At 72.0% G+C, this 25,222-nt stretch carries 23 protein-coding genes; 12 read left to right on the top strand and 11 right to left on the bottom strand.

Annotation, left to right across the window (positions count from 1 at the left end):
* Window positions 1-8: 8 nt before the first annotated feature.
* Both WME83_RS39725 and WME83_RS39720 read right to left on the bottom strand, forming a co-directional pair.
* Window positions 9-1,661 (bottom strand): hypothetical protein, encoded by a 1,653-nt coding sequence (locus WME83_RS39725; RefSeq protein ID WP_437314913.1) that lies wholly within the window; start codon window positions 1,659-1,661, stop codon window positions 9-11.
* Between the two features lie 453 nt (window positions 1,662-2,114).
* Window positions 2,115-3,113, bottom strand: a complete 999-nt coding sequence (locus tag WME83_RS39720; RefSeq protein WP_437314912.1) for a phosphotransferase family protein — start codon at window positions 3,111-3,113, stop codon at window positions 2,115-2,117.
* Between the two features lie 305 nt (window positions 3,114-3,418).
* Here WME83_RS39720 and WME83_RS39715 point away from each other — a divergent pair, with 305 nt between their 5' ends.
* The 4 genes from WME83_RS39715 to WME83_RS39700 all read left to right on the top strand — a co-directional run bounded on the left by WME83_RS39715 (window position 3,419) and on the right by WME83_RS39700 (window position 7,502).
* Window positions 3,419-4,792 carry a trypsin-like serine peptidase gene (locus WME83_RS39715; RefSeq protein ID WP_437314911.1) on the top strand — a complete coding sequence of 458 codons (1,374 nt, stop codon included), beginning with the start codon at window positions 3,419-3,421 and terminating at the stop codon, window positions 4,790-4,792.
* 87 nt (window positions 4,793-4,879) lie between these two features.
* Window positions 4,880-5,869 (top strand): ABC transporter ATP-binding protein, encoded by a 990-nt coding sequence (locus tag WME83_RS39710; protein ID WP_437314910.1) that lies wholly within the window; start codon window positions 4,880-4,882, stop codon window positions 5,867-5,869.
* Complete coding sequence (locus WME83_RS39705) at window positions 5,866-6,675, top strand: ABC transporter permease (protein ID WP_437314909.1); 810 nt, start codon at window positions 5,866-5,868, stop codon at window positions 6,673-6,675. The genes WME83_RS39710 and WME83_RS39705 overlap by 4 nt, the downstream gene beginning before the upstream one ends.
* 20 nt (window positions 6,676-6,695) lie before the next feature.
* Window positions 6,696-7,502, top strand: coding sequence for an ABC transporter permease (locus WME83_RS39700; protein WP_437314908.1), 807 nt, complete (start codon window positions 6,696-6,698; stop codon window positions 7,500-7,502).
* Between the two features lie 29 nt (window positions 7,503-7,531).
* Here WME83_RS39700 and WME83_RS39695 read toward each other — a convergent pair whose 3' ends face one another.
* A complete protein-coding gene (locus WME83_RS39695; RefSeq protein ID WP_437314907.1) occupies window positions 7,532-9,058 on the bottom strand; it encodes a protein kinase domain-containing protein in 1,527 nt (508 codons plus the stop codon).
* A gap of 404 nt (window positions 9,059-9,462) precedes the next feature.
* Here WME83_RS39695 and WME83_RS39690 point away from each other — a divergent pair, with 404 nt between their 5' ends.
* The 3 genes from WME83_RS39690 (at window position 9,463) to WME83_RS39680 (ending at window position 12,119) form a co-directional block, all read left to right on the top strand.
* Window positions 9,463-9,924: a hypothetical protein gene (locus WME83_RS39690; protein WP_437314906.1), complete on the top strand. Its 462-nt coding sequence runs from the start codon at window positions 9,463-9,465 to the stop codon at window positions 9,922-9,924.
* A 13-nt stretch (window positions 9,925-9,937) separates the two neighbouring features.
* Complete coding sequence (locus tag WME83_RS39685; RefSeq protein WP_437314905.1) at window positions 9,938-10,864, top strand: hypothetical protein; 927 nt, start codon at window positions 9,938-9,940, stop codon at window positions 10,862-10,864.
* Between the two features lie 313 nt (window positions 10,865-11,177).
* Window positions 11,178-12,119, top strand: a complete 942-nt coding sequence (locus tag WME83_RS39680; RefSeq protein ID WP_437314904.1) for a hypothetical protein — start codon at window positions 11,178-11,180, stop codon at window positions 12,117-12,119.
* A gap of 100 nt (window positions 12,120-12,219) precedes the next feature.
* Here the strand turns inward: WME83_RS39680 and WME83_RS39675 are convergent, their stop codons facing one another.
* The 3 genes from WME83_RS39675 to WME83_RS39665 form a co-directional block, all read right to left on the bottom strand.
* Entirely contained in the window at window positions 12,220-12,810 is a 591-nt protein-coding gene (locus WME83_RS39675) for a hypothetical protein (protein ID WP_437314903.1), read from the bottom strand.
* Window positions 12,811-13,001: 191 nt separating this feature from the next.
* Complete coding sequence (locus WME83_RS39670; protein WP_437314902.1) at window positions 13,002-13,496, bottom strand: cupin domain-containing protein; 495 nt, start codon at window positions 13,494-13,496, stop codon at window positions 13,002-13,004.
* Window positions 13,497-13,675: 179 nt separating this feature from the next.
* Window positions 13,676-14,755 carry an STAS domain-containing protein gene (locus tag WME83_RS39665; RefSeq protein WP_437314901.1) on the bottom strand — a complete coding sequence of 360 codons (1,080 nt, stop codon included), beginning with the start codon at window positions 14,753-14,755 and terminating at the stop codon, window positions 13,676-13,678.
* A 1,046-nt stretch (window positions 14,756-15,801) separates the two neighbouring features.
* Between WME83_RS39665 and WME83_RS39660 the strand changes: the two genes are divergently transcribed.
* A complete protein-coding gene (locus tag WME83_RS39660) occupies window positions 15,802-16,227 on the top strand; it encodes a hypothetical protein (RefSeq protein ID WP_437314900.1) in 426 nt (141 codons plus the stop codon).
* Between the two features lie 96 nt (window positions 16,228-16,323).
* On the opposite strand, the gene WME83_RS39655 is transcribed toward WME83_RS39660, so the two are convergent.
* Together WME83_RS39655 and WME83_RS39650 are read right to left on the bottom strand one after the other, a co-directional pair.
* A complete protein-coding gene (locus tag WME83_RS39655; protein WP_437314899.1) occupies window positions 16,324-16,749 on the bottom strand; it encodes a hypothetical protein in 426 nt (141 codons plus the stop codon).
* A gap of 197 nt (window positions 16,750-16,946) precedes the next feature.
* The gene (locus tag WME83_RS39650) at window positions 16,947-17,594 is read right to left on the bottom strand and encodes a Mut7-C RNAse domain-containing protein (RefSeq protein WP_437314898.1); all 648 of its coding nucleotides are present in this window, start codon (window positions 17,592-17,594) and stop codon (window positions 16,947-16,949) included.
* Between the two features lie 121 nt (window positions 17,595-17,715).
* Between WME83_RS39650 and WME83_RS39645 the strand changes: the two genes are divergently transcribed.
* Window positions 17,716-18,669: a matrixin family metalloprotease gene (locus WME83_RS39645; protein WP_437314897.1), complete on the top strand. Its 954-nt coding sequence runs from the start codon at window positions 17,716-17,718 to the stop codon at window positions 18,667-18,669.
* Between the two features lie 53 nt (window positions 18,670-18,722).
* On the opposite strand, the gene WME83_RS39640 is transcribed toward WME83_RS39645, so the two are convergent.
* Entirely contained in the window at window positions 18,723-20,057 is a 1,335-nt protein-coding gene (locus WME83_RS39640) for a PAS domain-containing protein (protein WP_437314896.1), read from the bottom strand.
* 15 nt (window positions 20,058-20,072) lie between these two features.
* Complete coding sequence (locus tag WME83_RS39635; RefSeq protein WP_437314895.1) at window positions 20,073-20,900, bottom strand: hypothetical protein; 828 nt, start codon at window positions 20,898-20,900, stop codon at window positions 20,073-20,075.
* A 736-nt stretch (window positions 20,901-21,636) separates the two neighbouring features.
* Here WME83_RS39635 and WME83_RS39630 point away from each other — a divergent pair.
* The 3 genes from WME83_RS39630 (at window position 21,637) to WME83_RS39620 (ending at window position 25,041) form a co-directional block, all read left to right on the top strand.
* On the top strand, window positions 21,637-22,770 hold the full coding sequence (locus tag WME83_RS39630; RefSeq protein ID WP_437314894.1) for an AraC family transcriptional regulator ligand-binding domain-containing protein: 1,134 nt from the start codon (window positions 21,637-21,639) through the stop codon (window positions 22,768-22,770).
* Window positions 22,771-22,952: 182 nt separating this feature from the next.
* Window positions 22,953-24,413: a hypothetical protein gene (locus WME83_RS39625; RefSeq protein WP_437314893.1), complete on the top strand. Its 1,461-nt coding sequence runs from the start codon at window positions 22,953-22,955 to the stop codon at window positions 24,411-24,413.
* Window positions 24,403-25,041: a hypothetical protein gene (locus WME83_RS39620; RefSeq protein ID WP_437314892.1), complete on the top strand. Its 639-nt coding sequence runs from the start codon at window positions 24,403-24,405 to the stop codon at window positions 25,039-25,041. Before WME83_RS39625 ends, WME83_RS39620 begins: the two co-directional genes overlap by 11 nt.
* On the opposite strand, the gene WME83_RS39615 is transcribed toward WME83_RS39620, so the two are convergent.
* On the bottom strand, window positions 25,035-25,199 hold the full coding sequence (locus tag WME83_RS39615) for a hypothetical protein (RefSeq protein WP_437314891.1): 165 nt from the start codon (window positions 25,197-25,199) through the stop codon (window positions 25,035-25,037). The two genes, WME83_RS39620 and WME83_RS39615, sit on opposite strands and share 7 nt — an antisense overlap.
* Between the last annotated feature and the right edge of the window lie 23 nt (window positions 25,200-25,222).

Here is a 25,222-nt window from a genome sequence, read left to right as displayed (position 1 = left end):
GCGCGCCCTCAGTGCGTCGTCGAGCCGCCGAGCGTGGGGACCTGCTCCGCGCCGTCCAGGAGAACCTCATCGGCGCTGGCCGCGAACGAAGCGGCGCTGGCCGCCTCCGAGGAGCAGGCTGCCGCGCACGCTTTGGCCTCGATGAAGGACGTGAGGACCTGCGCGCGGTGGGGGAGGAACGTCCACCGGAGAGGGTCCGAGATCTCGCCGTCCTCGTTGACGTGGACGAACGTGCCCGGCGCGGTGGTCGGGGCATGCGCCGGCCACACGTGCACGCCGCCGACGTTCTCGTCGTCGCGGCTGCTCAGCTCGTGGCACCCGGCGCACGACTGGGTGGTGGCGCGATCGGCGGCGTTGTCCGCCGTGACCATGCCAGGCGGGAGGCTGCGGCTCGCGAGGATCGGCCCGAGCGCCGCGTCGATGTTGGCGGCAAACGCGGTGTTCCCCTGCATGCGCGCCCGATAGTTGTTGTTGTTGGGGTGGGGCGGATTCCCGGGGTCCATGATGCTCTCGCCCGAGTTGAAGAGCCCCTGGTTGGGCAGCGTGCGGAGCGAGATGTCGTTCTCGTCGCTGCCGGACGGCACGAGCCCGTCGAGGGCGTCGAGGAAGCTGCTCTGGAACGCGGCCCCGCGGGGGTCGCTCGCGAAGCTGGCGTTGAACAGGCCGGGGAACGGGTTCTCCTTCACCGTGACCGGCTTGACGAAGAGCCTGGGCGAGCTGTCGTTGTCCAGCTCGAGCTTGAACTCGCGGAGCACCCAGGGCTGGAATCCTCCGCTCGACGCCATGAACTGGTTCGTGCGGATCTGGCCGGTGCCGGCCATGAAATGGGCCGCCTTGATGACCGGCTCGAAGCCGGGCAGCTCGGGCCGGCCGTAGAAATAGAACCCCTCGAGCGCGTTCTGGCGCTGGGTCGCGGTCATGTTCGGGTCCGAGAGGTTCGCCCAGAACTCGGCGACCGGGAGGCAGGCGGCGACGCCGCACTCGGGGTGCGGGTTCGGGAGCTGGGCCTCGAAGATGATGAAGTTGCGGTCGACGACGCTGGACGACTTCTTGGCGTAGATGATCCGGTACTCGCCGCAATGCGAGCCGCCCTCCTTCGGCGCGAGGTCGAACCGGTTCACGAGCGCGACCGGCTCCATGAAATTCGGCCCCTCGGGATTGAACGGGCTGTTCAGGGTGGGATTCAGCGGGTCGGTCCGGGCGAGCGCGCCCTCGTTCCTGGGGCACGTGTACGGATAGCCGTTGAGCGTTGGATTGCCGTTGCTGTCGGTCTCGTCGTCGCAGTGGATGGCGTCGGCGTCCGTGAAGGCGGCATTGGAGGAAGCGTTCTGCGTGTCCCACCAGCGCTTGTAGAACACCTCGGGATCCTGGCTGGAGCCGACGCTGGTGAGGAGCCGCTGGAGGACGAAGCCGAGCGGGAACTCGGCAAGGATGTTCGGGTCGGTCTCCTTCGTGACGATGAGGGACTTCCGCATGTCGATGACCGGCACGGACGCGGGGCACGTCAGCGCCTCTGCGCCCTCCGTCGTGAGCTCCTGGGCCTCGCCGGCGGCGACGTCGTCCACCGGACCGGCGCCGCCGCAGGCGCCCAGGGAGACCGACGCCGCGGCGCCCATGACCGCTGCGATGAAGGGGAACTTGGAGACATAACGAAGATGCATGATCGCTCCTGTGGAGTAAGGCGGACCCGGGTCGCTCCGAAGCGGCTCGCGCTCCTGCGCCTGCTCCGCCTCGCGCTGTACCTGCTCGGCGTGCCTCGTCGGGGAATGCCCCGGCCGCGACGGCCCGGCTGGGAGCGCGCTATCGCAACCGGTATGCCGCCCCGCGGCGCGACGGCCCCTCCGACGAGATCGGGCGGCGCGACGCGCCGAGCACCGGCGCAGGAGCGGCCGCCGCTTCATCGAGCTCGCCCGCAGGTCCAGCTCGCGCGTGGCAAGCCTTGCCGTCATGGCAAAGATTGCCGTCCATGAAAGACCCAGGCATGGCAAGGATTGCCATCGCGCTGCGCGCCCTCCGACGGACACGCAAATGGCACCTTTCCGACGCTTCGCCGGCACGCGTGCTCCTTGCGTGATTCGGCTCGCGACCGATCGTCGCGACGGCTCGCCCCGAGATCAGCGGACCGGAAACGGCCAGATCAGCTGTTCCAGCGCGGAGAGCGAGGAGGCCTGGGACTCCCAGCCTTCGATCCTGAGCTGGTAGCCGAGGTTGCTGTACCGGTGCAGGAGCGCGAGCGCCATGAGCTTGCGGCTCAGCGCCGGGGTCAGGTCGGCGTCGGCGATCCGGGTTCCGCAGGCGACAAGAAAGGCGCGCTGGAGCTCCGCGCTGCCGGCGGCGAGGAAGAGGCACGGGCCCAGGAGGTCGTATTCGGGCGGCCCGAGGCACGCGTCCGCGAAGTCGATCATGCCGGTGACGCGCCACGCCCCGCCCGTCCGGGTCACGAGGAGATTCTCGGGCGTGTATTCTCCTGTCAGGAGGACCGGGACCACGGACGTCGGCAGGAGAGGGCGGGCCGAGGCCAGGTACGCCGGGATCTGAGCGACCAGGCGCTCGGGCAATCGCATTCGCCGGTGGCGGCCCTCGCATCCGGCGATCTGGCGCTCCACGAAGGTTTCCCAGCCGAGATCGAGGCACTCCAGCCCGCCGGTGGGCAGCGCGTGGGCGGCCGTCATGATCTCGCCGATGCGGGCGAGCGCCTCGGCGCGCTCCGCCCCGCCGAGCGCGGGCCAGACCTCTTCCAGGGTGCGCCCCGGGAGGCGCGACATCACGAGATACGGCCACCCGTCGAGCTCCCCTTCTCGCAGGATCTCCGGCGTGGCCACGGGGACGTTCCCGTGGAGCCGCCCGAGCGCGAGGCGCTCGGCCTCGAACTGGTGCCTCAGGAACGGCGGGAACAGCTTGATGATCTGGCCAGCGTCGTTGGAAACAACGACGTTGGTCCCGCGCTCGAACGCCGCGAGGCCGCTCGCCGCGAGGCCGTGGCGCTCGCACACCGCGCGGATCGCCGGGAGGAAGGCGTCGAGATCGGCGCGGATCCGGTCGAAGCCGGCAGCGTCGTCGAACGGTGGAAACAGGGCGCGATCGCCCGGGGGCGCAACGGGGTCGGGTGGCATCGGCGCGGCGGGCACCGTAACCCGTGCGCGCCGGGGCCGCCATCGCGGATTCGACCCCTGCGGCCTCCGGCGATCAGGGCCGGCGCCGCAGGTTTCCGGCGCGGGGCGGCGAGCCGCTCGCCTCCCGGGCGGCGGCGATTCGGCCTCGCGGCTCCCGGGAAGCAAGGAGATCGCGTGGCGGGGCCGGGAGCGCCGGAGCATCCTTGGCCGGAAACATCGTTGTTCGACTCCACCCCACTCGTGAGAGGATCGTCCCGCCATGAATCCCGCGCACACCTGGGCCTTCGTCGACGAAGGGATGATCCATGAGGAGACCTGAGCTCATCGCAGGGCCCGCGCTGGTCGCGCTGTTCGTCGCGGGCTGCGCGCGCGGCGACGAGGGCGACGCGCCGGCGCTCGACGCCTCGCAGGCGCCGGTGGTGTACGGCGCGGACACGCGGCTCGAGTTCTTCGAGGCGCCGTCGGAGGCGCTGCGCCGCCTCGCCAGCGCGTCCAGCCTGGCCGTGCTCCGGCGCTCGTCCCTCGACGGCGCCGGTCCGGACGGCGTGCGCGTCGTCGCGCCGAGCCTCGGCGAGGCGCGCGGCCTCTGCGAGGGCGAGCGCTTCGTCGAGCAGCCCGCCGCGGCGGTGTGCTCGAGCGTGCTCGTCGACGACGATCTCGTCCTCCTCGCCGGGCACTGCGTCGAGGACGAGCGCTCGTGCGAGGACCTCCTGTTCGTCGCCGGGTACTACCACGACGCGCCCGGCGCGCTGCACCCCCTCCGCCCGGAGGACGTCTTCGCGTGCCGCCGCATCGCCGCCCTCCCGCCGGGCAGCGAGGGCGGCGCCGAGGCGCTCGACGTCGCCTTCGTCCAGCTGGATCGCCCCGTGGGCCCGGAGCTCGCCCCGGCGGTGCTCGCGGCGCGCGCGCCGCTCCCGGGCGAGCCGGTGACGGCCATCGGCTACGGCGAGGGGCTGCCGGGGAAGATCGACGCCGAGGGGCGGTGGCTCGGCCCCTGCGCCGCCGGCGGCGCTTGCGCCGAGGCCCAGATCGACACGTTCGCGGGCTCGTCGGGCGGCGGGGTCTTCGACGCGCGGCTCGAGCTCGCCGGCATCGTGGTGTCGGGGCGGCAAGATCACGAGCTGAGCGAGCAGGGGTGTCTCACGGTCCGGCGGGAGCCGGCGTCGGGCGTAGCGGGGGAGGGGATCCTCCTCGCGCAGCCGGTCGTCCAGGCGCTCTGCGAGGGAGGGTGGCCGAGCGAGCGGCTGTGCGGCGCTTCCGGCCGGTGCGGGGACGGGATCTGCGCGCTCGGCGAGGACGAGGCCAGCTGTCCTGACGATTGCCGCGCGGCCGCGTGCGGCGACGGGCGCTGCGAAGGGGGGGAGTGGCGCGCGTGCAGCATGGATTGCCCGCCCACGGCGCCCGGCCACTGGACGTGCCCGCCGGCGTGGTACGGAGAGGGGGATCGGTGCGACTGCGCGTGCGGGGCGCCCGATCCCGACTGCCTCCGGAGCGAGTGCGCCCCGGCCGAGGGCGAGCCCGGCGAGCCCGAGACGCCCGCACCCCCGCCGCGCGACGCCGGCGGGTGCTCGCTGTCGGGCCCGCAGCGCGGGTCGCGCGCCGCCGCGCTCGCGGGCGCGCTGCTCGCGCTCCTCGCCGCGCTCTCCGCGCGCCGCAGCCGCCGAGGCGGAGCGCGGTGACGGCGGCCGCGCGCCTCGCCGCGGCGCTGGCCATCCGAGCGACGTCCTGTATGCTCCCGCGCCGCCCGTGGGAGCCTCGCCGCCGCCATGCCGCTGATCGTCGTCGAGGACCTGCGCAAGGCGTACCGGGTGGCCGAGCGCCGCGCGGGCGCGTGGGGCGCGCTCGCCGGGCTCGTGCGCCCGCGCTACCGCGCCGTCGACGCGCTCGCGGGCGTCTCGTTCGCGATCGAGCGGGGCGAGCTCGTCGGGTACATCGGGCCGAACGGCGCCGGCAAGTCCACCACGGTGAAGATCCTCGCCGGCATCCTCGTGCCGGACGCGGGGCGATGCGAGGTGGACGGCCGCGTCCCGTGGCGCGAGCGCGTCGCGCACGTGCGGCGGCTCGGCGTCGTGTTCGGCCAGCGCACCCAGCTCCTCTGGGACCTGCCGGTGATCGACTCGTTCGAGCTCCTCCGGGACATCTACCGCGTCGGCGCGGCCGATCATGCCCGCGCGCGCGACGAGCTCGTCGCGATGCTCGATCTCGCGCCGCTGCTCGACACGCCGGTGCGGCAGCTCAGCCTCGGCCAGCGCATGCGCTGCGATCTCGCGGCCGCCCTGCTCCACGCGCCCGAGCTGCTCTTCCTTGACGAGCCCACGATCGGCCTCGACGCCGTCTCGAAGCTCGCGGTGCGGCGCTTCGTCCAGCGGCTGAACCGCGAGCGCGGCGTCACCGTGATCCTGACGACGCACGACATGGACGACATCGAGGCCCTGTGCTCGCGCGTCGTGCTCATCGCCGGCGGCCGGGTGCTCTCGGACGGCTCGCTCGAGGCGCTCCGCGCGAAGGTCACCGCCGAGCGCTGGCTCATCGTCGACCTGACCGACCCCGCCGCCGAGATCGCCGAGCCGCACGCCGAGGTGATCCGCCGCGAGGGCGACCGCGTGACGCTGCGCTTCGATCCCGCGGCGATCTCGACCGCGGAGCTCGTCGGGCGCGTGACGGCCCGCTACCCCGTGCGCGATCTCCTGGTGCAGAACCCGCCCATCGACGAGATCGTGGCGCGGCTCTACGGCGAGGCCGGCGGCCGGCCGTGAGCGCGCTCCTCGCCTACGGGGCCGTGTTTCGCGCGCGCTTCCGCGCGCTCTTGCAGTACCGCGCCGCGGCCGCGGCCGGGTTCGGCACGCAGCTGTTCTGGGGGCTCATCAAGGTGATGGTGCTCGAGGCGTTCTACGCGAACGCGCCGGGCGCGCGCCCGCCGATGGCCCTCGGGCAGGCCATCACGTACACCTGGCTCGGGCAGGCGTTCTTCCAGCTGATGCCGTTCTCGACGAACCCCGACCCCGAGGTGCGCGAGCTGATCCGCACCGGCGCGGTCGGCTACGAGCTCTCGCGCCCGCTCGACCTCCACACCCTCTGGCTCGCCCGCGCGCTCGCCGCGCGCGTCGCGCCGACGGTCTTGCGCGCGGTCCCGATGTTCGCGGTCGCGGTGCCGCTGCTCGGCATGTCGCTGCCGCCGTCGCTCGCGGCCGCGGGCGCGTGGGCGGCGGCCATGGTCTTCGCGGCGGCGCTCGTCGCGGCGTTCGCGACGGCGGTGACGTCGACGATGCTGTGGACCACGTCCGGCGACGGCATCGCGCGGATCGTGCCCTCGCTCGTCCTCATCGCCTCGGGCATGGTCGTGCCGCTGCCGCTGTTCCCGGCGTGGATGCAGCCCTGGCTCGACGCGCTGCCGTTCCGCGGCATGGTCGACGCCCCGTTCCGGCTCTACCTCGGCCACCTGCCGGCCGGGGCGCTCCCGGGCGTCTTGCTGCACCAGGCGCTGTGGACCGCGGCGTTCGTGGCGCTCGGCCGCGCGATGGTGGCGCGCGGCCTGCGGCGGCTCGTGGTGCAGGGCGGCTGAGGGGGCGAGGAGCGGGCGAGATGTGGCGGGACGCGACGACGCTTTACCTCCGGCTCGCCGCCGCGTCGCTGCGGGCGCAGATGCAGTATCGCGCCTCGTTCGCGATGTGGTCGGTGGGCCAGTTCATCGTGGTGGGCATCGAATTGCTCGGCGTGTGGGCGCTGTTCGACCGGTTCGGCGCGGTCCGGGGCTGGCGCTTCGCGGACGTGGCGCTCCTGTTCGGGCTGGTCAACGTCTCCTTCGCGCTCGCCGAGTCCTTCGGCCGAGGGTTCGACACCTTCTCGACGGTGGTGCGGTCCGGCGATTTCGACCGGATGCTCCTGCGCCCGCGCTCCACCGCGTTCCAGGTGGCGACGAGCGATTTTCAGTTCCTGCGCGCCGGGCGGCTCGCCGTCGGCCTCGTGATGCTCCTGTGGGCCGGCGCCGCGCTCGACGTCGGGTGGACGGCGGCCAAGGTCGGGCTGCTCGCCGGCGCGATCGCCGGCGGCGCCTGCGTGTTTTACGGGCTCCTCGTGCTCCAGGCGACGCTGTGCTTCTGGACGGTCGAGTCGCTCGAGATCATGAACACGTTGACCTACGGCGGCACGGAGGCGGCGCAGTACCCATTGACCCTGTACCGCGACTGGTTCCGGCGCTTCTTCACGTTCGTCGTGCCGCTGGCCTTCGTCAGCTACATCCCCGCGGGCGCGCTGCTCGAGCGCCCCACGGTGCCGGCGCTGCCCGAGGCCGCGCGCTGGGCGTCGCCGCTCGTCGGCGTGGTGTTCCTGCTCGTGTCGCTGCGCATCTGGCGCTTCGGCGAGCGGCGGTATCAGTCCACCGGCTCGTAGGCTGGAGCGGTGCGCGGGAGAGCACCCCGTCAAAAGGGCGGTATCGGCATCGGAGCGCGATCCGGCTCCGGCGCTGGCGGGGCGTGAGCCGGCTCCGGCGCTGTCGGCTGTGGCGCGGGAGGCTTCTGGGCGGGATTGGGCGCAGCCGTGGGCGGTGCTTTGGGCCTGGCCGTCGATGACGGCCGGCGTGCACCCGCGGTCGACGGCGGCGTCGCAGGCCGCGCCGTCGTGCCTCCGGGAACGCCCGTCGCCGGGGCGGAGGGGGCCTCGTCAGGGGTCTTCAGCGTGTCGGGCGACGGCGGCGCTCCGGGGAACACGCTCGGCGGCGGCTCGGGCGACGTCGGCGGTTTCGCCGGCGTCCAGGCGGCGCTCCGCTCCGGCGCCGGCGCGGCCGCCGAGGAGACCTCCGCGCCCGCCTCGCCCCTGCCGTGGGAGCTGCCGTCTCTCAGGGCGACCGTGATGCCGACGCCGAGGAGCGTCGTCGCGACGCTGAGCGCCAGCATCGCGCGCGTGGGCTTCTGCGGCCTCGCCTCTTGCGCCGTCGCACCCGCGCCGGTCAGGGTCCCGGGCGTCGCCGCCCGGGGCGCCGACGGCGGGACGCGGAGCTCCGCCGGCCGCAGCGGTATCGTCCCGCTCCTCCTCGGCTGAGACGAGGTCGGCATGCCGGAGCATGGCGGCTGCAGATCCGGGATCGACGGCGACGCCATGCCCGCGAGCCGGCGGAGCTCGCCGATCATCTCTCCGATCGACTGGAAGCGCTGCGCCCGCTCGCGGGCCAGCGCCCGCGCGAAGAAGGCGTCCATCGCCGGCGGCAGGTCGGGCGCGAGCGTCGAGGCGCTCGGCACGGGCGCGACAAGGATGTTGGCGATCACGGCGCCGAGCTGATCCCCCTGGAACGGCAGCTCGCCCGTGACGGCGCAGAAGAGGATGACCCCGAGCGACCAGAGATCGCTGCGCTGGTCCACGTCCTTTTCGCCCCGGACTTGCTCCGGGCTCATGTAGTGAGGGGAGCCGAGCAGCTCGCCGGTGCGCGTCACCTCCTCCGTGAGGTGAACGCCGGTCTCCTTGACGATGCCGAAGTCGAGGACCTTCACGATCTCTTCCTGCTCCTCCTCCGCGCGCGCGAGGAACAGGTTGGCCGGCTTGAGATCGCGGTGAACGAGGCCGGCCTCGTGCGCGCGGCGGATCGCCTTGCCGGCCTGCATCAGGATGAGCGTGGCGTCCGCGAGGGAGAGCCGGCCGACGCGCTCGAGCCGCGTGCCGAGGTCCTCGCCCTGGAGCAGCTCCATCACGAGGTATGGAGTGTCGTCGTCGACGCCGTAGTCCTGGACATAGACCACGTGCGGGCTCTTCAGGCTCGCGGCGATCCTGGCCTCGCGCTCGAAGCGGGCCAGGAACGTGGACGACGTCGCAAACGTCGGTGCCATGAACTTGACCGCGACGGGAGATCCCAAGTTGATGTGACGCGCCGCCCACACCGAGCCCATCCCGCCGGCCGAGAGCGGTCGCTCAAGACGGTACTTCCCACCTACGACGGAATCTGGGGCGTAATGCATGCGATGGCGTCCTCCTGGCTGCCGAGGGAGGTGAGATGAGCCTACAGGATAGGAAAGGTACCGGCCACGATGGGCCGGGAGATGGTGGAACGATCGTGCTTGCGCGCGCCACGTTCCGGGCGACACCGCGCTTCCCATCGCCGTGGGTGGCCGGCGATCGCCGGAGCTCCCGCCCGGGCCGCCCGAGGCGGCTGTCTCGTCGGCACGCACCCCCGCAACAGGCCTGGATCGAGATCTGGCGCGCGTCAGTCCCTAACGGTCCATCCTTGCTGTTGAAATTCAGCAATATCTGGCGCAGCAAACGTGCTCTGTCGAGCGCCGGAGCGCGATTGTCCCGCGAGCGCGGGGGTCGGTCGCCTACGCTGTGTGGATGAGGATCATCGTCTGGCTCACTCTGGGTCTCCTTGAGCGGCGAGAGCGATGTGCTCGGGACGACGGTGGACGCGGACATCGAGGGGCCGCGGTTCGTCGTGAAGCCCACCGAGAGCGGGACCGCCGCGTGGGTGATCACGCCGGAGCCGAGCGGCACGATGTACGGCCTCGCCCCCAACAGGGCGGGCGGCGTCTACGCGGCGGGTCGTTGCGACGATCTCGTCACCTGGCGGAGGCCGCACCTCGACCGGGCGCCGCCCGCTTCCTTTGCGGACGTGCGCGCCTCGTCGCGGTTCCTTGAGCGGGCCCGCCGCCCCGAGGCGGCCGCGCAGGCCCAGGCGGCTGTCGCGCGGAGGGCCGCCCTGGCGCAGCGCAGCACGGCGGGCGCGCTCGCCGGTGCGCCGTCGCCGCCGTGGAGATCGCGGCGTCCGAGCCCGGCGCGACAGCACGAGAACGCCTTCGATGGCTGTTGCGCTCCCCTGGACGACGTCTAGAATCCACAATGCCATGATAAAATTCTTTCATCATTTAAATCTGATCGTCGTTGGGCTCACCCTCGCGCTCGGCATAGCGGCTTGCGGGGGCGGCGACGGTGCGGGCGATCGCGCCGCGGGCGACAGCGGTGCGGGCGGCGGCGGGGCGAGCACGGCGTCGGGCGGCGATCCCGATCCCGACCCGGCGGACGCGCGGACGTTCGACCACCGGCACGCGGCGCTGGACGGCATCCCGGCGAGCTGTATCGACGCGCTCAAGTCCGGCGACTTCGTCTTCCATTACGCCCATCGCTCGCACGGCTCGCAGATCATCGTGGGCGCCGAGAGCATCGAGGCGAACTCTCCCGTCTACGGCTTCGAGACGGAGTATTGCGGCGTCCCGGCGGAGACCGGCGTCTTCCGGATGTGGGACGGGATGATCGACAACAACCTCGTCGTGGGCGAGCAGTACTGGGCGAGCGAGGCGGGCGTCGGCGAGGTGCGCGCCATCCTCGGCGAGCACCCGGAGATCCGGTATTCGATGTGGGCGTGGTCCTCGGAGATCGCCGAGCAGACCGAGCAGGACGTGCAGCGCTACCTCGACGTGCTCGACGCGCTCGGGCAGGAGTTCCCGAAGGTGACCTTCATCTACATGACCGGGCCCGCCGACGCGGAGTACAACGGCGTGAACCGCGCGAAGCGCAACCAGCAGATCCGCGACTTCTGCCGGGAGCGCGGGAAGATCCTTTATGACTTCGAGGACCTCGACGTCCACTTCGGCGGCGAGCGGCACACCGCGGTGGTGGACGGCGTCGAGATCCCGATGCAGCACCCGCGTTTCGACGTGGAGGCGTCCGGCAACGCGGAGTACGAGCACACCCACACGACGCAGGACAGCTGCGAGATCAAGGCGATGGCCTTCTGGCGCATGATGGCCGAGCTCGAGGGGTGCGCCCAGTGACGCCCGGGCCTCGCGCGCGGGCGCGCGCCGCCGGCCGGCGACGGTGAGCCGCGCTGTCGTGAGCCCCTCGCGCCGGGCCGTCGCGCCGGGCCGCCGAGCCGCCAAAAGGGCGGCGCTCGGCGGCGGCGATCACCTCGCGAACCTCTGTCTTTCCTGTCGGTGAAGTCCCGGTTTCCGGCGGACGACGCTGTTGGATCGCGTCGCTCGCGCCTTGCGGGCGGCCGCGCGCCCATGCTACGCGCATCTCGCACGGGCACGCATCCCCGCGCTTCCGGCGCAGGGGCGACGCCTGGCAGCCGATCGGAGGCGGGCCATGGACAGCGCGATACCGCTCGGGAAGAAGCAGATCATCGACGGCCAGCTGCGGGTCTACTATTACGGCTACTGGATCAAGGCGTACGAGGCGCCGGCCGACACGCTGCTCGCGAAGAAGCGCCTCATCGAGGCGCTGACGCGGCGGCTGTTCAACCATGTCGAGCACGGCATCAACGTGCCGGGAAAGCGGCTGGACGAGGCGCGGCGCGCCTTCGAGTCCGAGACCGACCCGCAGCGCAAGCGCGTCAAAGGCGCCATGCTCGCCGGCGCGATCTTCAATCGCGCGGCGGACATCTTCACCAAGCTGGTCGAGATCCAGGAGCTCGGCGTCACCATCGAGCCCGACAACGCCCTCATGCGCGAGTGTGGAGAGCACCTCCTCGAGGCGCTGACGCTCGGAAAGATGGTGCTCCACCGCAGCGGGGAGGAGGGGCTCGACGAGCTGTGGGGCGAGCCGTTCAAGGCGTTCTCGTTCCCGGTCGAGGCGTTCTACAACAGCCGGTACGTGAAGATCGCGCAGAGCATGAAGGCCATCGACGGCATCCGCGACGCGATGATCGACACCTTCGGGGGCCAGCCGATGTTCGCCGGGCTGGACCGCCTGGCCTGCGAGCTCGCGCACGCGGCCAAGGTCAAGTGCGAGACGCTGCGCACCGACGCCGAGATCTTCGAGGTCTGGACGTCGTTCGTCGTGTCGGCGGAGAGGCTCGCCGCCTTCCAGCCGGTGCTCGGCGCGGACGCCTCGCCCGCCGAGCGGGAGCAAGCGGCCCGCGGCGCCGAGCTGATCGTCCGCGGCAAGAACGTGATCTCGTACATCACGCGCGCCCGCGTGCCGATGCCCAAGACCACGAGCGAGCTCCTCGACCGGTACGAGCGCTACCGCGCCGCCTACGGGTACGGCGCCGCGCCCGCGTCCGGGCCCGCGCGCAGCGTCGCCTGAGGCCTGCGGGAGCGCGGAGGGCTCAGCCCGCCCCGGCCGCCGGGACGAGCTTCAACGATCCTGCCATGTTCGTGCCTCGACTCGAATCGACTCGCCGCGCTCAGAAACAGCTCGATCGGGCCTCGAAGCGCGCGGCGTAGTTCGCTCCGAGGTTGCTGTCCCAGAGGCCGTGGGACTCGGCGGCCACCTCGATGTCCCAGGCGTTCATGCGGCCGTACGAATCGTAGGCCCAGAAGAAGAGGTCCTCCTCGACGGCGGTCGGCTCGTTGCAGACCCAGGTGCCGCTCGACGAGGGCGGGAGCGGCGCGCCGCCGCAGAGGCGCTGGCCCGCGCCGTCGGGCGGCGGCGAGCACCACGCGCAGTCGCGGGGCGCGTTGCTGACGAGGACGTAGGCGTCGCCGTGCGCGCCCGCGCTCGCCGGGAGGAAGGCGTCGCTGCCGTTCAGCCGGACATAGAGGTTGATCTCGTGATCGGGATAATAGGCGCGCAGGTAGCCGCGGTAGGCCACCGTCAGCTTGGCGGCGTCGGTCCGCACCGGATCCTGGATGAGCTCGAAGGGGCCGGTGTGCACCGTCGCGGTGGGCCCGCAATAATCGTAGCTCGGCGGGTAGTTGGAGGCGGCGCCGTCGCGGGGGGCGGCGGAGAGCGCGAGCGCGAGCGGGAGAGCAGCGGCGAGCGTCTTGCGGAACATGCGTGGACCTCCGAGGGCGTGTCGGCGCCGCGGCGGCGCGCAGCGCGGGCGCGCGGCCCTGCCAACGGGGCTACCAGCTCCACCCACGCCGGTCAATGCGCCGCGGCCGGCTGGCCGCCGTCGCTGCCGAGCTCGACGATGGCCAGACGACCGAGTCGCCCAGGGACATATCGATTAATTGGGCGGCGCGGTCATCGGCGCGCCGTGTCCCATTCGGGGCTGCTCAGAAAATACGTATCGTAGAGCTCCTGCACGTCGCGCAGGGTCTCGGGCGGCTCCTCGCCACGGGAGATGCGCGTGAGCTTGCGGAAGTACTCGAAGCGCTCGACGCCTGGGGTGATGACGATCAAGAGCTCAGCGCTCTTGCCGCGGGCGGCGGCGAACGCGTGGGCGACGCGGGGCGGGACCACGAGGAGGTCGCCCTTCTCGGCCGTCACGATGTCGCTCCCCGAGAGGACCTGCACGGCGCCGTCGAGCACGTAGAACATCTCGGCCGAGCCGTCGTGGCGGTGTGGCCGCGCGCCGTCGGCGTCCTTCGCGAGCGTCACACGTACGGTGGAGAGGGCTCCGCCCGTCGCGCTGCTGTCCGCGAGGAGCTGGACCCGCGCGGTGGGGGCGCCGACGACCTCGGCGTCGGCGCCACGGACGACGACCGACCGATCGAAGCCACGCTGGATGATCGACATGCCGTCCAGTGAAGCACCCGGGGAGGGGGCGTTCACCTGGAAAGAAGACGCGCGGAGCGCTCCAGCGGGCTGTGGCGTGATGGGGGCCGCTCCGAGGGCCGGTGTCGGCAGGAAGTGGCTCGTTCAGGAGATGGTCAGGTCGCGCGAGGGAGCGCCCGTCCCGCGAGACGAGCGGCGCTTCACGGGGCGCTCGGGCCGGGGGAGGCGCCGTTTCCTGGGGCCATGCACGCCTTGAGGCCCTCCTGCAGGTTGCGCAGCGTGACGATCCGCTCGAGGTCCATGCCGAGCGAGACGACGGTCTGCGCCACCGCGGGGCGGATGCCGGTCACCACCACGCGGGCGCCGAGGAGCTCCACCGCGCGCACGATGCGGATCAGGTGATCGGCGGTGCCCGTATCCACCGCGTCGACCGCGGTCAGGTCCAGGATGACGTGGCGCGTCTGGCTGTCGACGATCGCGCCGAGCAGGCGCTCCATCAGCGCGGACGCGCGCTGGCTGTCGAGACCCCCCATGACGGGCACGGTGAGCACGCCGTCCCACACCTGGATGATCGGCGCGACCATCGTGGAGAGCGCCGTCTCCTGCTGCTGGATGAGCTGGAGCTTCTCGCGGAGCGCGAGCTCGGTCCGCTCCCGCTCGGCGACCTCCTTCTTGAGCGTGGCCAGCGCGACCGCGAGATCCGAGCTCGTGGCCCGATCGGTCTCGAGGAGCGCGGCCAGGCGGGCCTCGACGGTCTCGTCGGTCGGACGGACGACGAACTCGTCGTACTGCGCGCCCTGCGTCACGAACGCGGTCTGCTCGGCCCAGCAAGGGACCCCGAACAGGCGCTCGGTGATGCCGGCCAGCTTGCCGGCCGTCATCGAGCTCCCCCAGACGACCCCGAGCGCGCGCTGGTAGATCGACTCCCAGTTGTTGAAGGTGCGATACCGGGCCTCACGGCGCTCGCGGTCGACCGCGACGAGCTCCCATCGCCCCCAGCCGGCCGGGCTGCAGATCTCGCTGAGCCGACCGAAGCCCTCCTCGAACGTCGATTGCGTGTTGATGATGGACCAGTCGCCATCGACGCTCTGCCGTCCGCCGAGCTGGAGACACAGATTGAAGCGCTCGACCCCCACCATCGCCACCATGCCCGACATCAGGCCGGCCACCGAGCTCGGGATCCACATGCTCAGGGTAGGCATTCCAGCCCACAGGTTGATGCCGTCGTTCAGGTTCCATTCGATGTCGAAGCCGGCGATCGTGATTCGGGGGGTTGTCATAGGCTCGCGGTCAGCGTGATTGGGCGCGGAGCCGAGGCGCCGCGTGCGCTGCGACCCCACCCCGCGGGTGCTCCTTGCCTCACGCGCGCCGGAGCGGCAAGCCCGAGCGCAACCGCGCATCGCGTCGCGGGACCTCAACCTGGGTTGGGGAGTCGGTGCGGGACCTCAACCTGGGGCGGGCTGGGGAACCCCAACCTGGGTTGGGTTGCGCGAACCGGGGGATCGGAAACCGGGGACCCCAACCTGGGTCGGGCTGGGCGGGAACCCCGGGAACCCCAACCTGGGTCGGGCTGGGCGGGAACCCCAACCTGGGTCGGGCCGAGGGACCGCAACCTGGGTCGGGGCTGGGGACCGCAACCCGGGTCGAGGCGGGGACCGCAACCCGGGTCGAGCCGGGTGGGGACCCCAACCCGGGTCGGGCCGAGCGCAACCTGGGTCGGGCCGCGGGACCCCAACCTGGGTCGTGGGTCGGGCCGCGGGACCCCAACCTGGGTCGGGCCGCGCGCGGGACCACGACCCGGGTCGGGCCGAGCGCAACCTGGGTCGGGCCGCGCGCGGGACCACAACCCGGGTCGGGCCGAGCGCAACCTGGGTCGGGCCGCGGGATCCCAACCTGGGTCGGGCCGCGGGACCTCCGCGGGACCTCAACCTGGGTCGGGCCGCGACGTGGGTCGGGCCGCGCGCGGGACCTCAACCTGGGTCGGGATGGCGCAACCCAGGTCAGGCCGGGGGACCGCAACCCAGGTCAGGCCGGGGGACCGCAACCCGGGTCAGGCCGGCGGGGCCGCGGCCGCAACCCGGGTCGGCGCGCGGGGACCCCAACCCGGGTCGAATCGCGCCTCACGCGGAGAGCGCCGACGGAGCGGCGTTGTGCGCAGCCCCCCGACACGCCGCTGTCCGTTGTCGTGGAATGTTTCCGTTCGCCCGACGATGCGTGCCCCGGAGAGGCGCAGGGCGTGTGCGCCCCCCGGCCGAGCGTCTGGGACTGCCCCGAGGAATGCACGGGTGTCTGCGGGTGCGAACAGCGCGTTTATTGCAATGCGTGCATGGCGCACGCGGCCGGGATGAACGTGTCGGAGGACACGTCGTGCGCCAGCGGGGATGACGAGATCGGCGCGCGCGATCGTGTTTATGTGCACCACGCCGACCTGGCCGCGAACCGGTGCCTGACGCTCTACCTCACCTGGCCGACCGAGAGCGATCCACGCTATGCCGGGGTCGAGCTCCCGGAGCTCTGGGCCTTGGACGTGGCGCTCACCGGCGAGATGCGCGATTGCACGGAGCCGCGCACGCCGAGCGCGGAGGGGCGTTATCCCGTGACCGGCGCCGCTGGCACCCTGTCGTGGGAGCCGGAGCCGAACACCGGCATCCCGTGCGTCATCGACATGGATATCACCGTCACGCTCGGCGGGGAGCCCGCGACCGAGCGCATCCAGGCGACCGGCGTGGTCGTCGACAACACGTGCCTGTAGCGTGCGCCGGTCGGGCCGCCGGGCCGCTGGCGGGGAGCGAGGCCGCCGGGCCGCTGGCGGGGAGCGAGGCCGCCGCGGCGCCCGGCGCCGGTGTGGCTAATCCGAGATGTCCTGGCTGATGACGACGACCGGCGAGGGCTCCATCGTGTACTCGTCCCCCTCGGCGCTGATGACCAGATCGAAGTCCGTCTTCGAGATGCTCGCGCCGAAGAGCTCGCCCCGCTGCATCACAGCGTCGTAGCTCAGCTCGCCGACGCGCCGCCAGTCGTCGCCCTCGGGCTTCGCCCAGGCCACGAACGACGTGCCCCCGAACCGATCGGGCGGGGGGAGACGCTCGACCTTCAGGTTGAGCTGCGTCGTCGACGTGCTGCGATCGACGTCGGCCACGATGAGCGCGTTCGCGTCGGGAGCCATCGACGTCCCCGGGGACACATAGCGCATCGCGCCGCCGCAGCCCGCGAGCGCGGCGCTCGCGAGCAACGCAGCGGCCAGCACGAACGGTATCGAGCGAACCTCTCTCATGCGAACTTCTCCTTGCTGCCTGTGATCCGAACCACGGCACCTCGCGGGCGCGCCCTCACCCATCCCCGCCCGCATTTCAAATTTTACAGCACAGGAGCAGCGCTTGCCAATACCCGAGCGGACGGCGCGGAGACCCGCCTGCGATGGCTGCTCGCGGTGCTCGGGACGTCGACGTTGCCGCAGCCGGCCGGCTCCGGTCACGGCGTGGGCTTGCGGCCTCCCGGCGGCGCGGCACGGGCCTCGTTCCCCGCGCCCGCCTCGTTCCCCGCGCCTGCCTCGCCGCCCGCGCCGGCTGCGGCCCTCGCGACGCCGGCGGCGATGCCCTCCCAGTGGCTGCCCTTCCACAGGACCTTGCCGCAGCGCTCGCAGCGCCAGAACTCGTCGTAGCGATCCGCCACCACCCCGGGCACCGCGCCGCGCACCGTGTCCTTCGGCGCGGCCGCGAGCGCGCCGCCGCACGCCATGCACCGCGGATCCCGCACGGGCAGCCCGAGCTCGCGCAGCACGAAGCCCGCCTGCTCCATCGGCCGCAGCCCGCGGGGCACGTAGAGCCCGCGCACGGCCGCGGTGCGCAGGGGGCGCCGCTCGAACACCCCCGCGTCGGAGCTCAGCAGCACCCGGCCGGTCTGCTGCGCGAGCCGCACGAGATCGCCGTCGTCGATTCCGTGCTCGAACGTCGCGTCGTACCCCGCGCCGCGCAGCCAGCGCGACAGGCCGCCGAGCATCGCGTCGCACAGGAAGGTCGGCGCCGCCGCCCCGCCCGGGGCCGCATCCGCCCCGCCCGGCGCCGGCGCCGCGCCCTCCGGGGCCGCGTCCGCCCCGCCGCCCGCCTCACCCACGAGCACGCCCCATGTGCTCAGGATGGCGCCGGGCCCGCGGCCGGCAAGGGCGCCGGCCGCGAAATCCCCACGCCCCCCTCGCGCGCTGGTACCGTCGCGGTACGGTCAAGGGATCGTGGAGGAGTCGATGTCGACGAAGAGTGCGAGGTGCCTCGGCGCGGCTGCCGCGCTCGCCGCGCTGGCGACCGCGCAGCAGGCCTCGGCCTACTGCCGCTCGAACACCTGCAAGGTCTCGGAGCTCTGTCTGCAGGACGATCTGCCGGTCGGCTATTGCAGGCCGCTCCGCTGGACGAGCAGCTGCATCGGATTCAACGTCCAGGAGGACGCGTCGGGCGAGATCTCCTACCAGGAGATCTCCGACGTGCTCGATGCCGCGTTCAAGACATGGCAGGAAGCGCCCTGCGACGGGGGGAGGTCCCCCGGCATCCGCGTGCAGAACCTCGGGCCCGTGAGCTGCGGAGCGGTGGAGCTGAACGCGCGGGACGGCAAGACGAGGATCGTCGACGGCCTCGTGCCGGGCAACGCCAACGTGGTCGTCTTCCGCGATATGGACTGGCTCGCGACCGCCGGGCACAGGTCCGAGATGCTCGCGCTCACGACGGTGCAGTTCGACAAGAACACCGGTGATCTCTGGGGCGCCGACATGGAGATCAACACCGATCTCTACGACTTCACCGTCGGGGACGACTCCGCGGCGCCGAGGGAGGATCTCCTCGCCGTCGTCACGCACGAGGCCGGCCATTTCCTGGGCCTCGATCACACCCTGGCCGGCCCGGAGGCGACCATGCACGACCGGTACGACAGGTCGGATCCGATGAACTTCCGGACGCTGCACGCGGACGATATCGCGGGCATCTGCCAGATCTACCCCCCTCGGGATCTCTCCACGGAGGAGTGCAACCCCATCCCTCCTCACGGGTTCTCGCCGGAGTGCGCGGACGAACAGCTGGTCGCCTGCGGCGTGGCGCCGCCCGGCGCCGGCGGCTCGGGGTGGAGCGTCCCGCTCGCCGCCGCGGCGCTCGGCGCCGCCGCCTGGCTCCGCGCCGGCGTGCGCGGCCGGCGCGAGCGGCCCCGGCGATAGCGCCCCGCCGCCGGCGAGCGCGGCGCGGCGGACGAGCGCTCCGGCGCGCGGCGCTAGCCCGACGCGCCGCCGGCGCTGCGACGGCCGCCGGCGCTGCGGCGGGAGAGCGCGTAGGCGACGCCCCGCTCCAGCGTCCCCTTCGTGACGATGCCCCCGAGATCCGTCGCGGCGTCGACGAGCGCCTGGGCCACGCTCGGCCGGATCCCGGTGATCACGATCTCGGCGCCCAGGAGCCGCACGCTCCGGGCGGCGCGGACCAGCGCGTCGATCACCTCCGCCCCCGCCTCGGGCATGCCGGTGACGTCGAGGAGCGCGATCCTGGCCTGCTGGGCCGAGATCCCGTGGAGGAGCACCTCGATCACCCGATCGGCCCGCTCGCGGGTCATCGTGCCGACGAGCGGCATGACGAGCACGCCGGCGGCGATGGGCAGGAGCGGCGTGGCGATGGACTGGAGCGTCTCCTCGCGGACGCGGAACATCTGCTCCTGGAGCATCAGGTTCTGCTGCTCGGCCCGCACCCGCTCGGTGATGTCCGCCGAGATGCCGCAGGTGCCCGTGGCCTTGCCGTCCTCGTCGCGGAGCGCGAACTTCGTCGTGTAGTACACGTGCGCCCCGTCGGGCAGGTCCAGCCGGTCCTCGTGGGTGATGGGCGCGCTGGCGACGAGCGCCTCACGGTCCTGCGCGTCGAACCGATCCGCGACCTCCGTGGGCAGGAACTCGTGCGGGCCGACGCCCAGGATCGCGCTCCGTGGCCTGCCGAGCGCCGCCTCGAGCTGGCGGTTCGCGACCATGTAGCGGCCCTCGGTGTCGCGCGCGTAGATGAGCAGGGGGGCGTTGTCGATGATGGCCTCCAGCAGCGCGGCGCTCCGGCGCTGCTGCGCCTCGGCCTCCTTGTGCGCCGTGACGTCGCGCGTCAGCGAGACGACGTACCTGGCCCCGGCCTCGTCCCGGAGCGGCAGGTACGTCACCTCGAGCCAGCAGCGGCGAACCTTCCCCGCCGCGCCGCTCCCGGGGATCTCGTACGGGGTGGCCGGGAGCGTGGCCACCTCGCCGGCGACCGCGCGCAGGAATGGCCCGGTGAACCCCTGCGTCACGGCCTCGGGGTCCTGGAGGAGGTTGAACCTGCCGACGACGTGCTCCCGCCTGGCTTTGAACCACGTACAGCAGGCCTCGTTGACCGCGGCCAGCAGCCCGTCGGCGCGGTAGACGAAGATCGGCATCGGCAGCAGATCGAAGAGCGCCTCGAACGGCACGCGGGGCCCGCTCGCGGAGGCCTGCGCGTCGAGCGACGGCGCCGCGGCGCCGAGCCGGCGCTCCAGCTCCTCGATGCGGGCGCGCAGGCGCGCGTTCTCGGCCCTCACGTCCTCGTCGCCCCTCTGCGTGATCATGGTTGGCTCCTTGCTCTACGCTGCCCTGGGGCGCTCGACGCGGAGCTCGGTCCAGGGAGAGGTCTGCTCGGCCAGGGTGCGGTAGGCGAGCGCGGCGGCGCCGACGAAGAACAGCGCGAGCGCCGCCGGGCCGACGCCGATGCCGCCGGCGGGGTCGACGCCGATGCCGCCGGCGAGGCCGAGGTCGCGGAGGACGCTCGCGTGGAACGCCCGGAAGAGGCCGAGGTGCAGCGCCGCGAGCGCCGCGCCGAGCGCGAGCGCCCAGGCGCGGTGGAAGCGCGCGCGCCGCGCGTGGTGGCCGATGACCGTCTCCGAGGAGACGGAGAGGTTGCCGTACGTGGGCGCCCGGAGCACCCAGGCCTTCGCGGCGTCGCGGTACCCCTTGCCGGCGGCGCTCGGGTCGATCTCGCGGCGCACCGAGCCGGCGATGTAGATGGTGTCGCCCGGGCGGACCTCGGACACGTAGACGGGCACGCCGTCGCGGCTCGCCGGGACGAAGGTCGTGTCGAGGTTCAGCCGGCCGCGCACCGGCTCGACGCGCACCGCGGCGCCCGAGGGGAGCCGGAGCGAGAACGCGCGCGCCTGGGTGCGCCACGCGCCCGGCGCGATCTCGACCGCGATCACCGCGTCGTCCGGCGCGGCGTCCTCGGCGGCGACCTCGCCGCGGAGCAGGGCGAACCCCTCGCGCATCGCCTCGGGCGGGGCCGAAGGGCTCCGCGCATACGCGGCGATCTGCGAGCGGCGCTGGTGGTGCAGGCAGCGCCCGATCGCGATCGCGACCGCGGCGCCCAGCGCCACCCCGGCGACGCCGTAGACGATGAGGAGACTGGCGACGAACCCCATTGCGTGAGAGTAGACGCGCGGCCCGAGGGCGTCGAGGCGGGCTGTTCGCTGCGCCGGGCGGGCGCCGGGGCGGATTGCCGAGACGGGCTGCTCGCTGGAGCGAGCTCCGCCGGCCGTGGCCTCACTGCGGTGCGGAGTGGCCTCGAGGTCTTGCCACGAGCCGCGAAGCTCTGGGATCCGTCCACCCTGACGGCCCACGCCTGATCCCAACGTCCGCGGTGCATATCATTCGAGGAGATGAGAGCCGGTTGTGCGTCTCGCGGCCTCGCCGAGGGCGTGCTCGCCCTGTTTCCATGGGCTGAGGTCGTGCTCGCTGACTCCGAGGCAGATCCGTCGACTCGAACGCGCACGTTCTATCCGAGCTCACGAGCCGAGGCTGAGTTCAGAAGGCTGAAGCAGCAGTACTTCGCGTACCGTTTCGCGTCGCCTTTGCGACGCGTATTCATGTCCCTGCCCCTCGATCCGTGGAGCCCCAATTCGTACTCGCTGCTGCGCTCGCGGGGCGCGTCCCCGGACATACTAGCGGATTGATGGCTATCGCAGCGAGCGGCCAGCTTCGACGGGGAGCTCGTCTCACCCGACGTTGGCACAGAGGGCCTCGACCTGCGTGGCTCGAGATCTCGAGATCGATTGACAGGAATGTGCGGCACCTTGCTTCCTGGACAGCCCTGTGGCACCCTCGATGGCCTGGATGCGCCATTCGTCGAACAGCTTGCGACACGCCGTCCGAAAGCCCATGGAGAGACCGCACGGGTCGAGCGATTTGGCTCCGAGAGCCCGCGCGACGTCCATCGACGTCCCTGCACGGGCAGCGAAGCGCGGCGCCCCGCTGCACCCCGAGGGGTCCATCAACGCGATCCGACTCTCCCCCTTCGTGCGGCACGCCTTGCGCACCGGCTGGTCCGAGGACGCGCTCGTCGACCTGTGCACGCGCCACGGCGTCAGTCGCGCCGCGGTCGACAGCATCACGGCCCGCGTCCCGCACGACGGCGCCCTCGCGCTCGTCGAGGAGATCTGCGCCGCCAGCGACGACGACAACCTCGGCCTCCACCTCGCGCTCGAGGCGAACTCCAGCGTTGGCATCCTCGGCGTCCTCGGCATGAGCCTCACGAACGTCCGCGAGGCGCTCGAGATCTGCACCGACTATCTTCACCGCTTCAACCCGAAGCGGTCGACGACCAGGTTTTACGTGGACGAGAGCGGCCTGCTCCACATCCGTATCGGCCCCGAGCCGCCGGAGCCGGCGTGGCTACGCCATTTCGCCGAGACGATCGTCACTGGCGGCCTCCTGACGCTGCGCCGCTTCACGGGCGCGCAGATCAGGGCCCGCTGGGTGAGCTTCCGCCACGCGGCGCCCGTCGACGTCACCGAGCACGCAGCGCTCTTCGGGACGACCGACCTGCGCTTCCGAGCGCCGACGACCGAGCTCGTCCTCCCGGCGTACGCGCTCGATCTCGCGCACTGCAACGCGGATCCAGCCCTGGCGGCGTACATGCGCAGCCAGGTGGATGCGCAGCTCGAGGCGATGGGAGGAGTCGATCTCGCCGGCGCGGTCCGGCGATGCCTGCGCGACGCGCTCGTGCAGGGCGCCAAGCCGTCGATCGGCCACGTGGCGCGCGGCTTCAAGACGACGAGCCGCACGTTGCAGCGGCGCCTCGCCGAGGCTGGCGTCCAGTTCACCACACTCCTCGATCAGGTCCGCTGCGAGTGGGCCATCGCGCTCCTCCAGCGCCCCGACGGCTGCCTCAAGGACGTCGCCGAGCGCGTCGGCTTCGCGGACGTGCGCTCTCTCCGCCGCGCGCTCAAGCGGCGAACCGGCCGGACGCCCTCGGAGCTCCTGCGGCACGGTCGCGAGGACACCGGCTCGTGAGCGCCGCTCCCGTCGCCGCCCGCGCGCTTCGGGCGTGCAGGCTGCGTTCCGTGCCAAGCGCTGGATCGTAGCGCCTCGAGGCCAGCGCGCGTCGGCGGCTCCCGGACCGACTGGCGCATTCGGTCCGCATTTTGACGTCTGGCGTCCTGGCACGGTGTCCCCGGCGAGCCAACGTTCAGCGCATGAGACCTAGCCATCCGAGCTTGGTCGCCACGGCGGTCGTGCTCACCGCGCTGCTCAGCGTCGGTGACGCGTCCGCCCGGCCTCCAGCGATTCAACTATTCTGCGAGAGCTATCCTGACGCCCGGCTCTGCGCGGCCAGCCGTGTCGATTGCTCCTTGTGCCATACCCGCACCGAATCGCCTGTCGCCTGGAACGCTTATGGCGACGATGTGCGGTCGGCCTTCTCGAAGCCGTCGACATCGGACGAGACGTTCGCGGCCGCATTGCCCGAGGCGCTCGCTGCCGTGGGGGATCGCGACTCGGACAAGGACGGCGCATCCAACAGCGACGAGATCACGTCGGGTACGTCCCCGGGAGACGCGACCAGCGCCCCGGCGAGCGAGGCGGCCTGCGGACCCGCGGAGTTCTCTGCGACCTATGACGTGTGCCGCTATGACGGTCGGTATGCGCTGCGCAAGGTCACGCTCGAGGCGTGCGGTCGGTCGCCGACGCCAGCGGAGCTCGCGGCCATGGCCGACACCCCGCCCGAGCTGCAGCCGGATGCCGTCGCCGACGCGCTGACCACCTGCATGCAAAGCGAGTTCTGGCGAGGGCGCGACGGCGTGGTATGGAACATCGCGCACGCCAAGATCCGGCCCACCATCTTCGTCGCTGAGCCAGAAGAGAACACCGACGGCCGCTACACCGGCGAAGAGGACTTCGACTACTTCCCCGATTATGCCCTCTTCGTCTATACCCAGATCGATGGCCACGATAGCCGCGATCTGCTGAATGCTCGTTACTATGTCCAGCGTTTGATCGTCGACGGGCGCTCGGTGTACAAGCCGGTCGACGAGCTCCCGGGCAGGCAGAAAATGCCGACCGAGCGCCGCGCCGGCATGCTGACCACACGTTGGTTTCTGCTGTTCAACAACATGTTCACGGCGCTGCCGCGCACGGCCGCCGCCCAGGCCTACCGAGCCTACCTCGGCCTCGATATCGCGCTGGGCGAAGGCCTCCGACCCGTCCCCGGCGAGCCCGCCGACTACGACTACAAGGGCGTCGCCGCCCCGACCTGCGCCGGCTGCCACTCGACCCTCGATCCGCTCAGCTATCCGTTCAGCCGCTACGACGGCGTGACCGTCACCAATTTGGACGAAAAAGGCCGTTACCTGCCGACCCGACTCGAGGACTCCTATGAAGCCTCGCTCCCGGGCGTCAGCGCGATGCCAGAGGCAGGGATGCTGCTCGGGGAGCCCGTGAGCTCGCTGACCGAGTGGGCCGAAGTCGCGACGAGCAGCCAGGAGTTCGCGAGCTCCCGCGTCTCTGACTACTGGCAGGTGTTCTTCCACGCCGAGCCGTCCGGCGCGGAGCTCGCCACGTTCGACACGCTGGTCCAGGCATTCCGGACCGAGCACGCGTTCGCGATCGAACCCATGTTGCGCGACCTCGTTCGCACGGAGGCCTTCGGTGTACCGTAATCTTTCGACGCTCCTCCTCGCCGCGGCGCAGCCGCTCTCGCTCGTCCTGGCCGTCTCTGCCGCGTCGTGCGCCGGCGACGACCCCGAGCGCGAGCCGGCTCCCGCGACGCAACACGCTTCACGGCACGCCCGCGTGCACTTCAAAGGCGGGACGCGCCTGCGCAACGACCTAGCGCAGTCGCTCCAGCTCGACCCGGAAGAGGTGTGCAATGAATTCGGCACGATGTCCTGCTCGGAGAGCGTGCACACGGTGGCGCTCGGCGGCCTCGACCCCTATCGGAACCAGATCTTCGAATCGTCCCCCACGACCGGGCTGAGCACGACGCTCATCGTCGAGCGCCTCGCCCTTCAAGCCTGCCGTCGACGCGCGGAGCGGGATCTGGCCGGCGGCGAGGTAAATCCTCTGATCTGGCGCGACGTGGCGACCTCTCGGGGCCGCGCGGCGAGCCTCGATGCGCTCTATGCCTCCGCGCTCGGGCGGCCGCCGTCGCCGCGTGAGCGCGACGGCTTCGAGTCGCTTCATGCGCAGGCCCTGGCGGAGGGGCCCGACGTCGCCGAGGCGGAGACGGGCTGGGCGACGCTGTCCTGCCTCGCCGTCGTGACGAGCACCGAGTTTCTTTTCTACTGAGGAACGTTATGAAACCAGCTCAATCCAAGATCGGGCGGCGACAGCTCCTCCAGTGGGGTGTCGCGGCAGGCGGGGCGCTCGGCGTCTCCAGCCTCGTCTCCTCCCGCGGTCGCGCGGCGGGCATACCGCCGCGCTATCTGCTCGTCATAGGCGCTCATGGCGGCGCCTCCATCGTCGACAG

Source organism: Sorangium sp. So ce385 (assembly GCF_051474135.1).
Classification (GTDB): Bacteria; Myxococcota_A; Polyangia; order Polyangiales; family Polyangiaceae; genus Sorangium; species Sorangium cellulosum_D.
Note: the sequence above shows the minus strand (reverse complement) of the source record. Positions and strands in the feature narration are given on the sequence as shown.

Coding starts and splice junctions, on each gene's coding strand:
- WME83_RS39725 (WP_437314913.1), bottom strand. CDS start 1,661: ATGCATCTTCGTTATGTCTCCAAGTTCCCCTTCATCGCAGCGGTCATG.
- WME83_RS39720 (WP_437314912.1), bottom strand. CDS start 3,113: ATGCCACCCGACCCCGTTGCGCCCCCGGGCGATCGCGCCCTGTTTCCA.
- WME83_RS39715 (WP_437314911.1), top strand. CDS start 3,419: ATGAGGAGACCTGAGCTCATCGCAGGGCCCGCGCTGGTCGCGCTGTTC.
- WME83_RS39710 (WP_437314910.1), top strand. CDS start 4,880: ATGCCGCTGATCGTCGTCGAGGACCTGCGCAAGGCGTACCGGGTGGCC.
- WME83_RS39700 (WP_437314908.1), top strand. CDS start 6,696: ATGTGGCGGGACGCGACGACGCTTTACCTCCGGCTCGCCGCCGCGTCG.
- WME83_RS39695 (WP_437314907.1), bottom strand. CDS start 9,058: ATGCATTACGCCCCAGATTCCGTCGTAGGTGGGAAGTACCGTCTTGAG.
- WME83_RS39685 (WP_437314905.1), top strand. CDS start 9,938: ATGATAAAATTCTTTCATCATTTAAATCTGATCGTCGTTGGGCTCACC.
- WME83_RS39680 (WP_437314904.1), top strand. CDS start 11,178: ATGGACAGCGCGATACCGCTCGGGAAGAAGCAGATCATCGACGGCCAG.
- WME83_RS39675 (WP_437314903.1), bottom strand. CDS start 12,810: ATGTTCCGCAAGACGCTCGCCGCTGCTCTCCCGCTCGCGCTCGCGCTC.
- WME83_RS39670 (WP_437314902.1), bottom strand. CDS start 13,496: ATGTCGATCATCCAGCGTGGCTTCGATCGGTCGGTCGTCGTCCGTGGC.
- WME83_RS39665 (WP_437314901.1), bottom strand. CDS start 14,755: ATGACAACCCCCCGAATCACGATCGCCGGCTTCGACATCGAATGGAAC.
- WME83_RS39660 (WP_437314900.1), top strand. CDS start 15,802: ATGGCGCACGCGGCCGGGATGAACGTGTCGGAGGACACGTCGTGCGCC.
- WME83_RS39655 (WP_437314899.1), bottom strand. CDS start 16,749: ATGAGAGAGGTTCGCTCGATACCGTTCGTGCTGGCCGCTGCGTTGCTC.
- WME83_RS39645 (WP_437314897.1), top strand. CDS start 17,716: ATGTCGACGAAGAGTGCGAGGTGCCTCGGCGCGGCTGCCGCGCTCGCC.
- WME83_RS39640 (WP_437314896.1), bottom strand. CDS start 20,057: ATGATCACGCAGAGGGGCGACGAGGACGTGAGGGCCGAGAACGCGCGC.
- WME83_RS39635 (WP_437314895.1), bottom strand. CDS start 20,900: ATGGGGTTCGTCGCCAGTCTCCTCATCGTCTACGGCGTCGCCGGGGTG.
- WME83_RS39630 (WP_437314894.1), top strand. CDS start 21,637: ATGGAGAGACCGCACGGGTCGAGCGATTTGGCTCCGAGAGCCCGCGCG.
- WME83_RS39625 (WP_437314893.1), top strand. CDS start 22,953: ATGAGACCTAGCCATCCGAGCTTGGTCGCCACGGCGGTCGTGCTCACC.
- WME83_RS39615 (WP_437314891.1), bottom strand. CDS start 25,199: ATGAGCGCCTATGACGAGCAGATAGCGCGGCGGTATGCCCGCCGCGCG.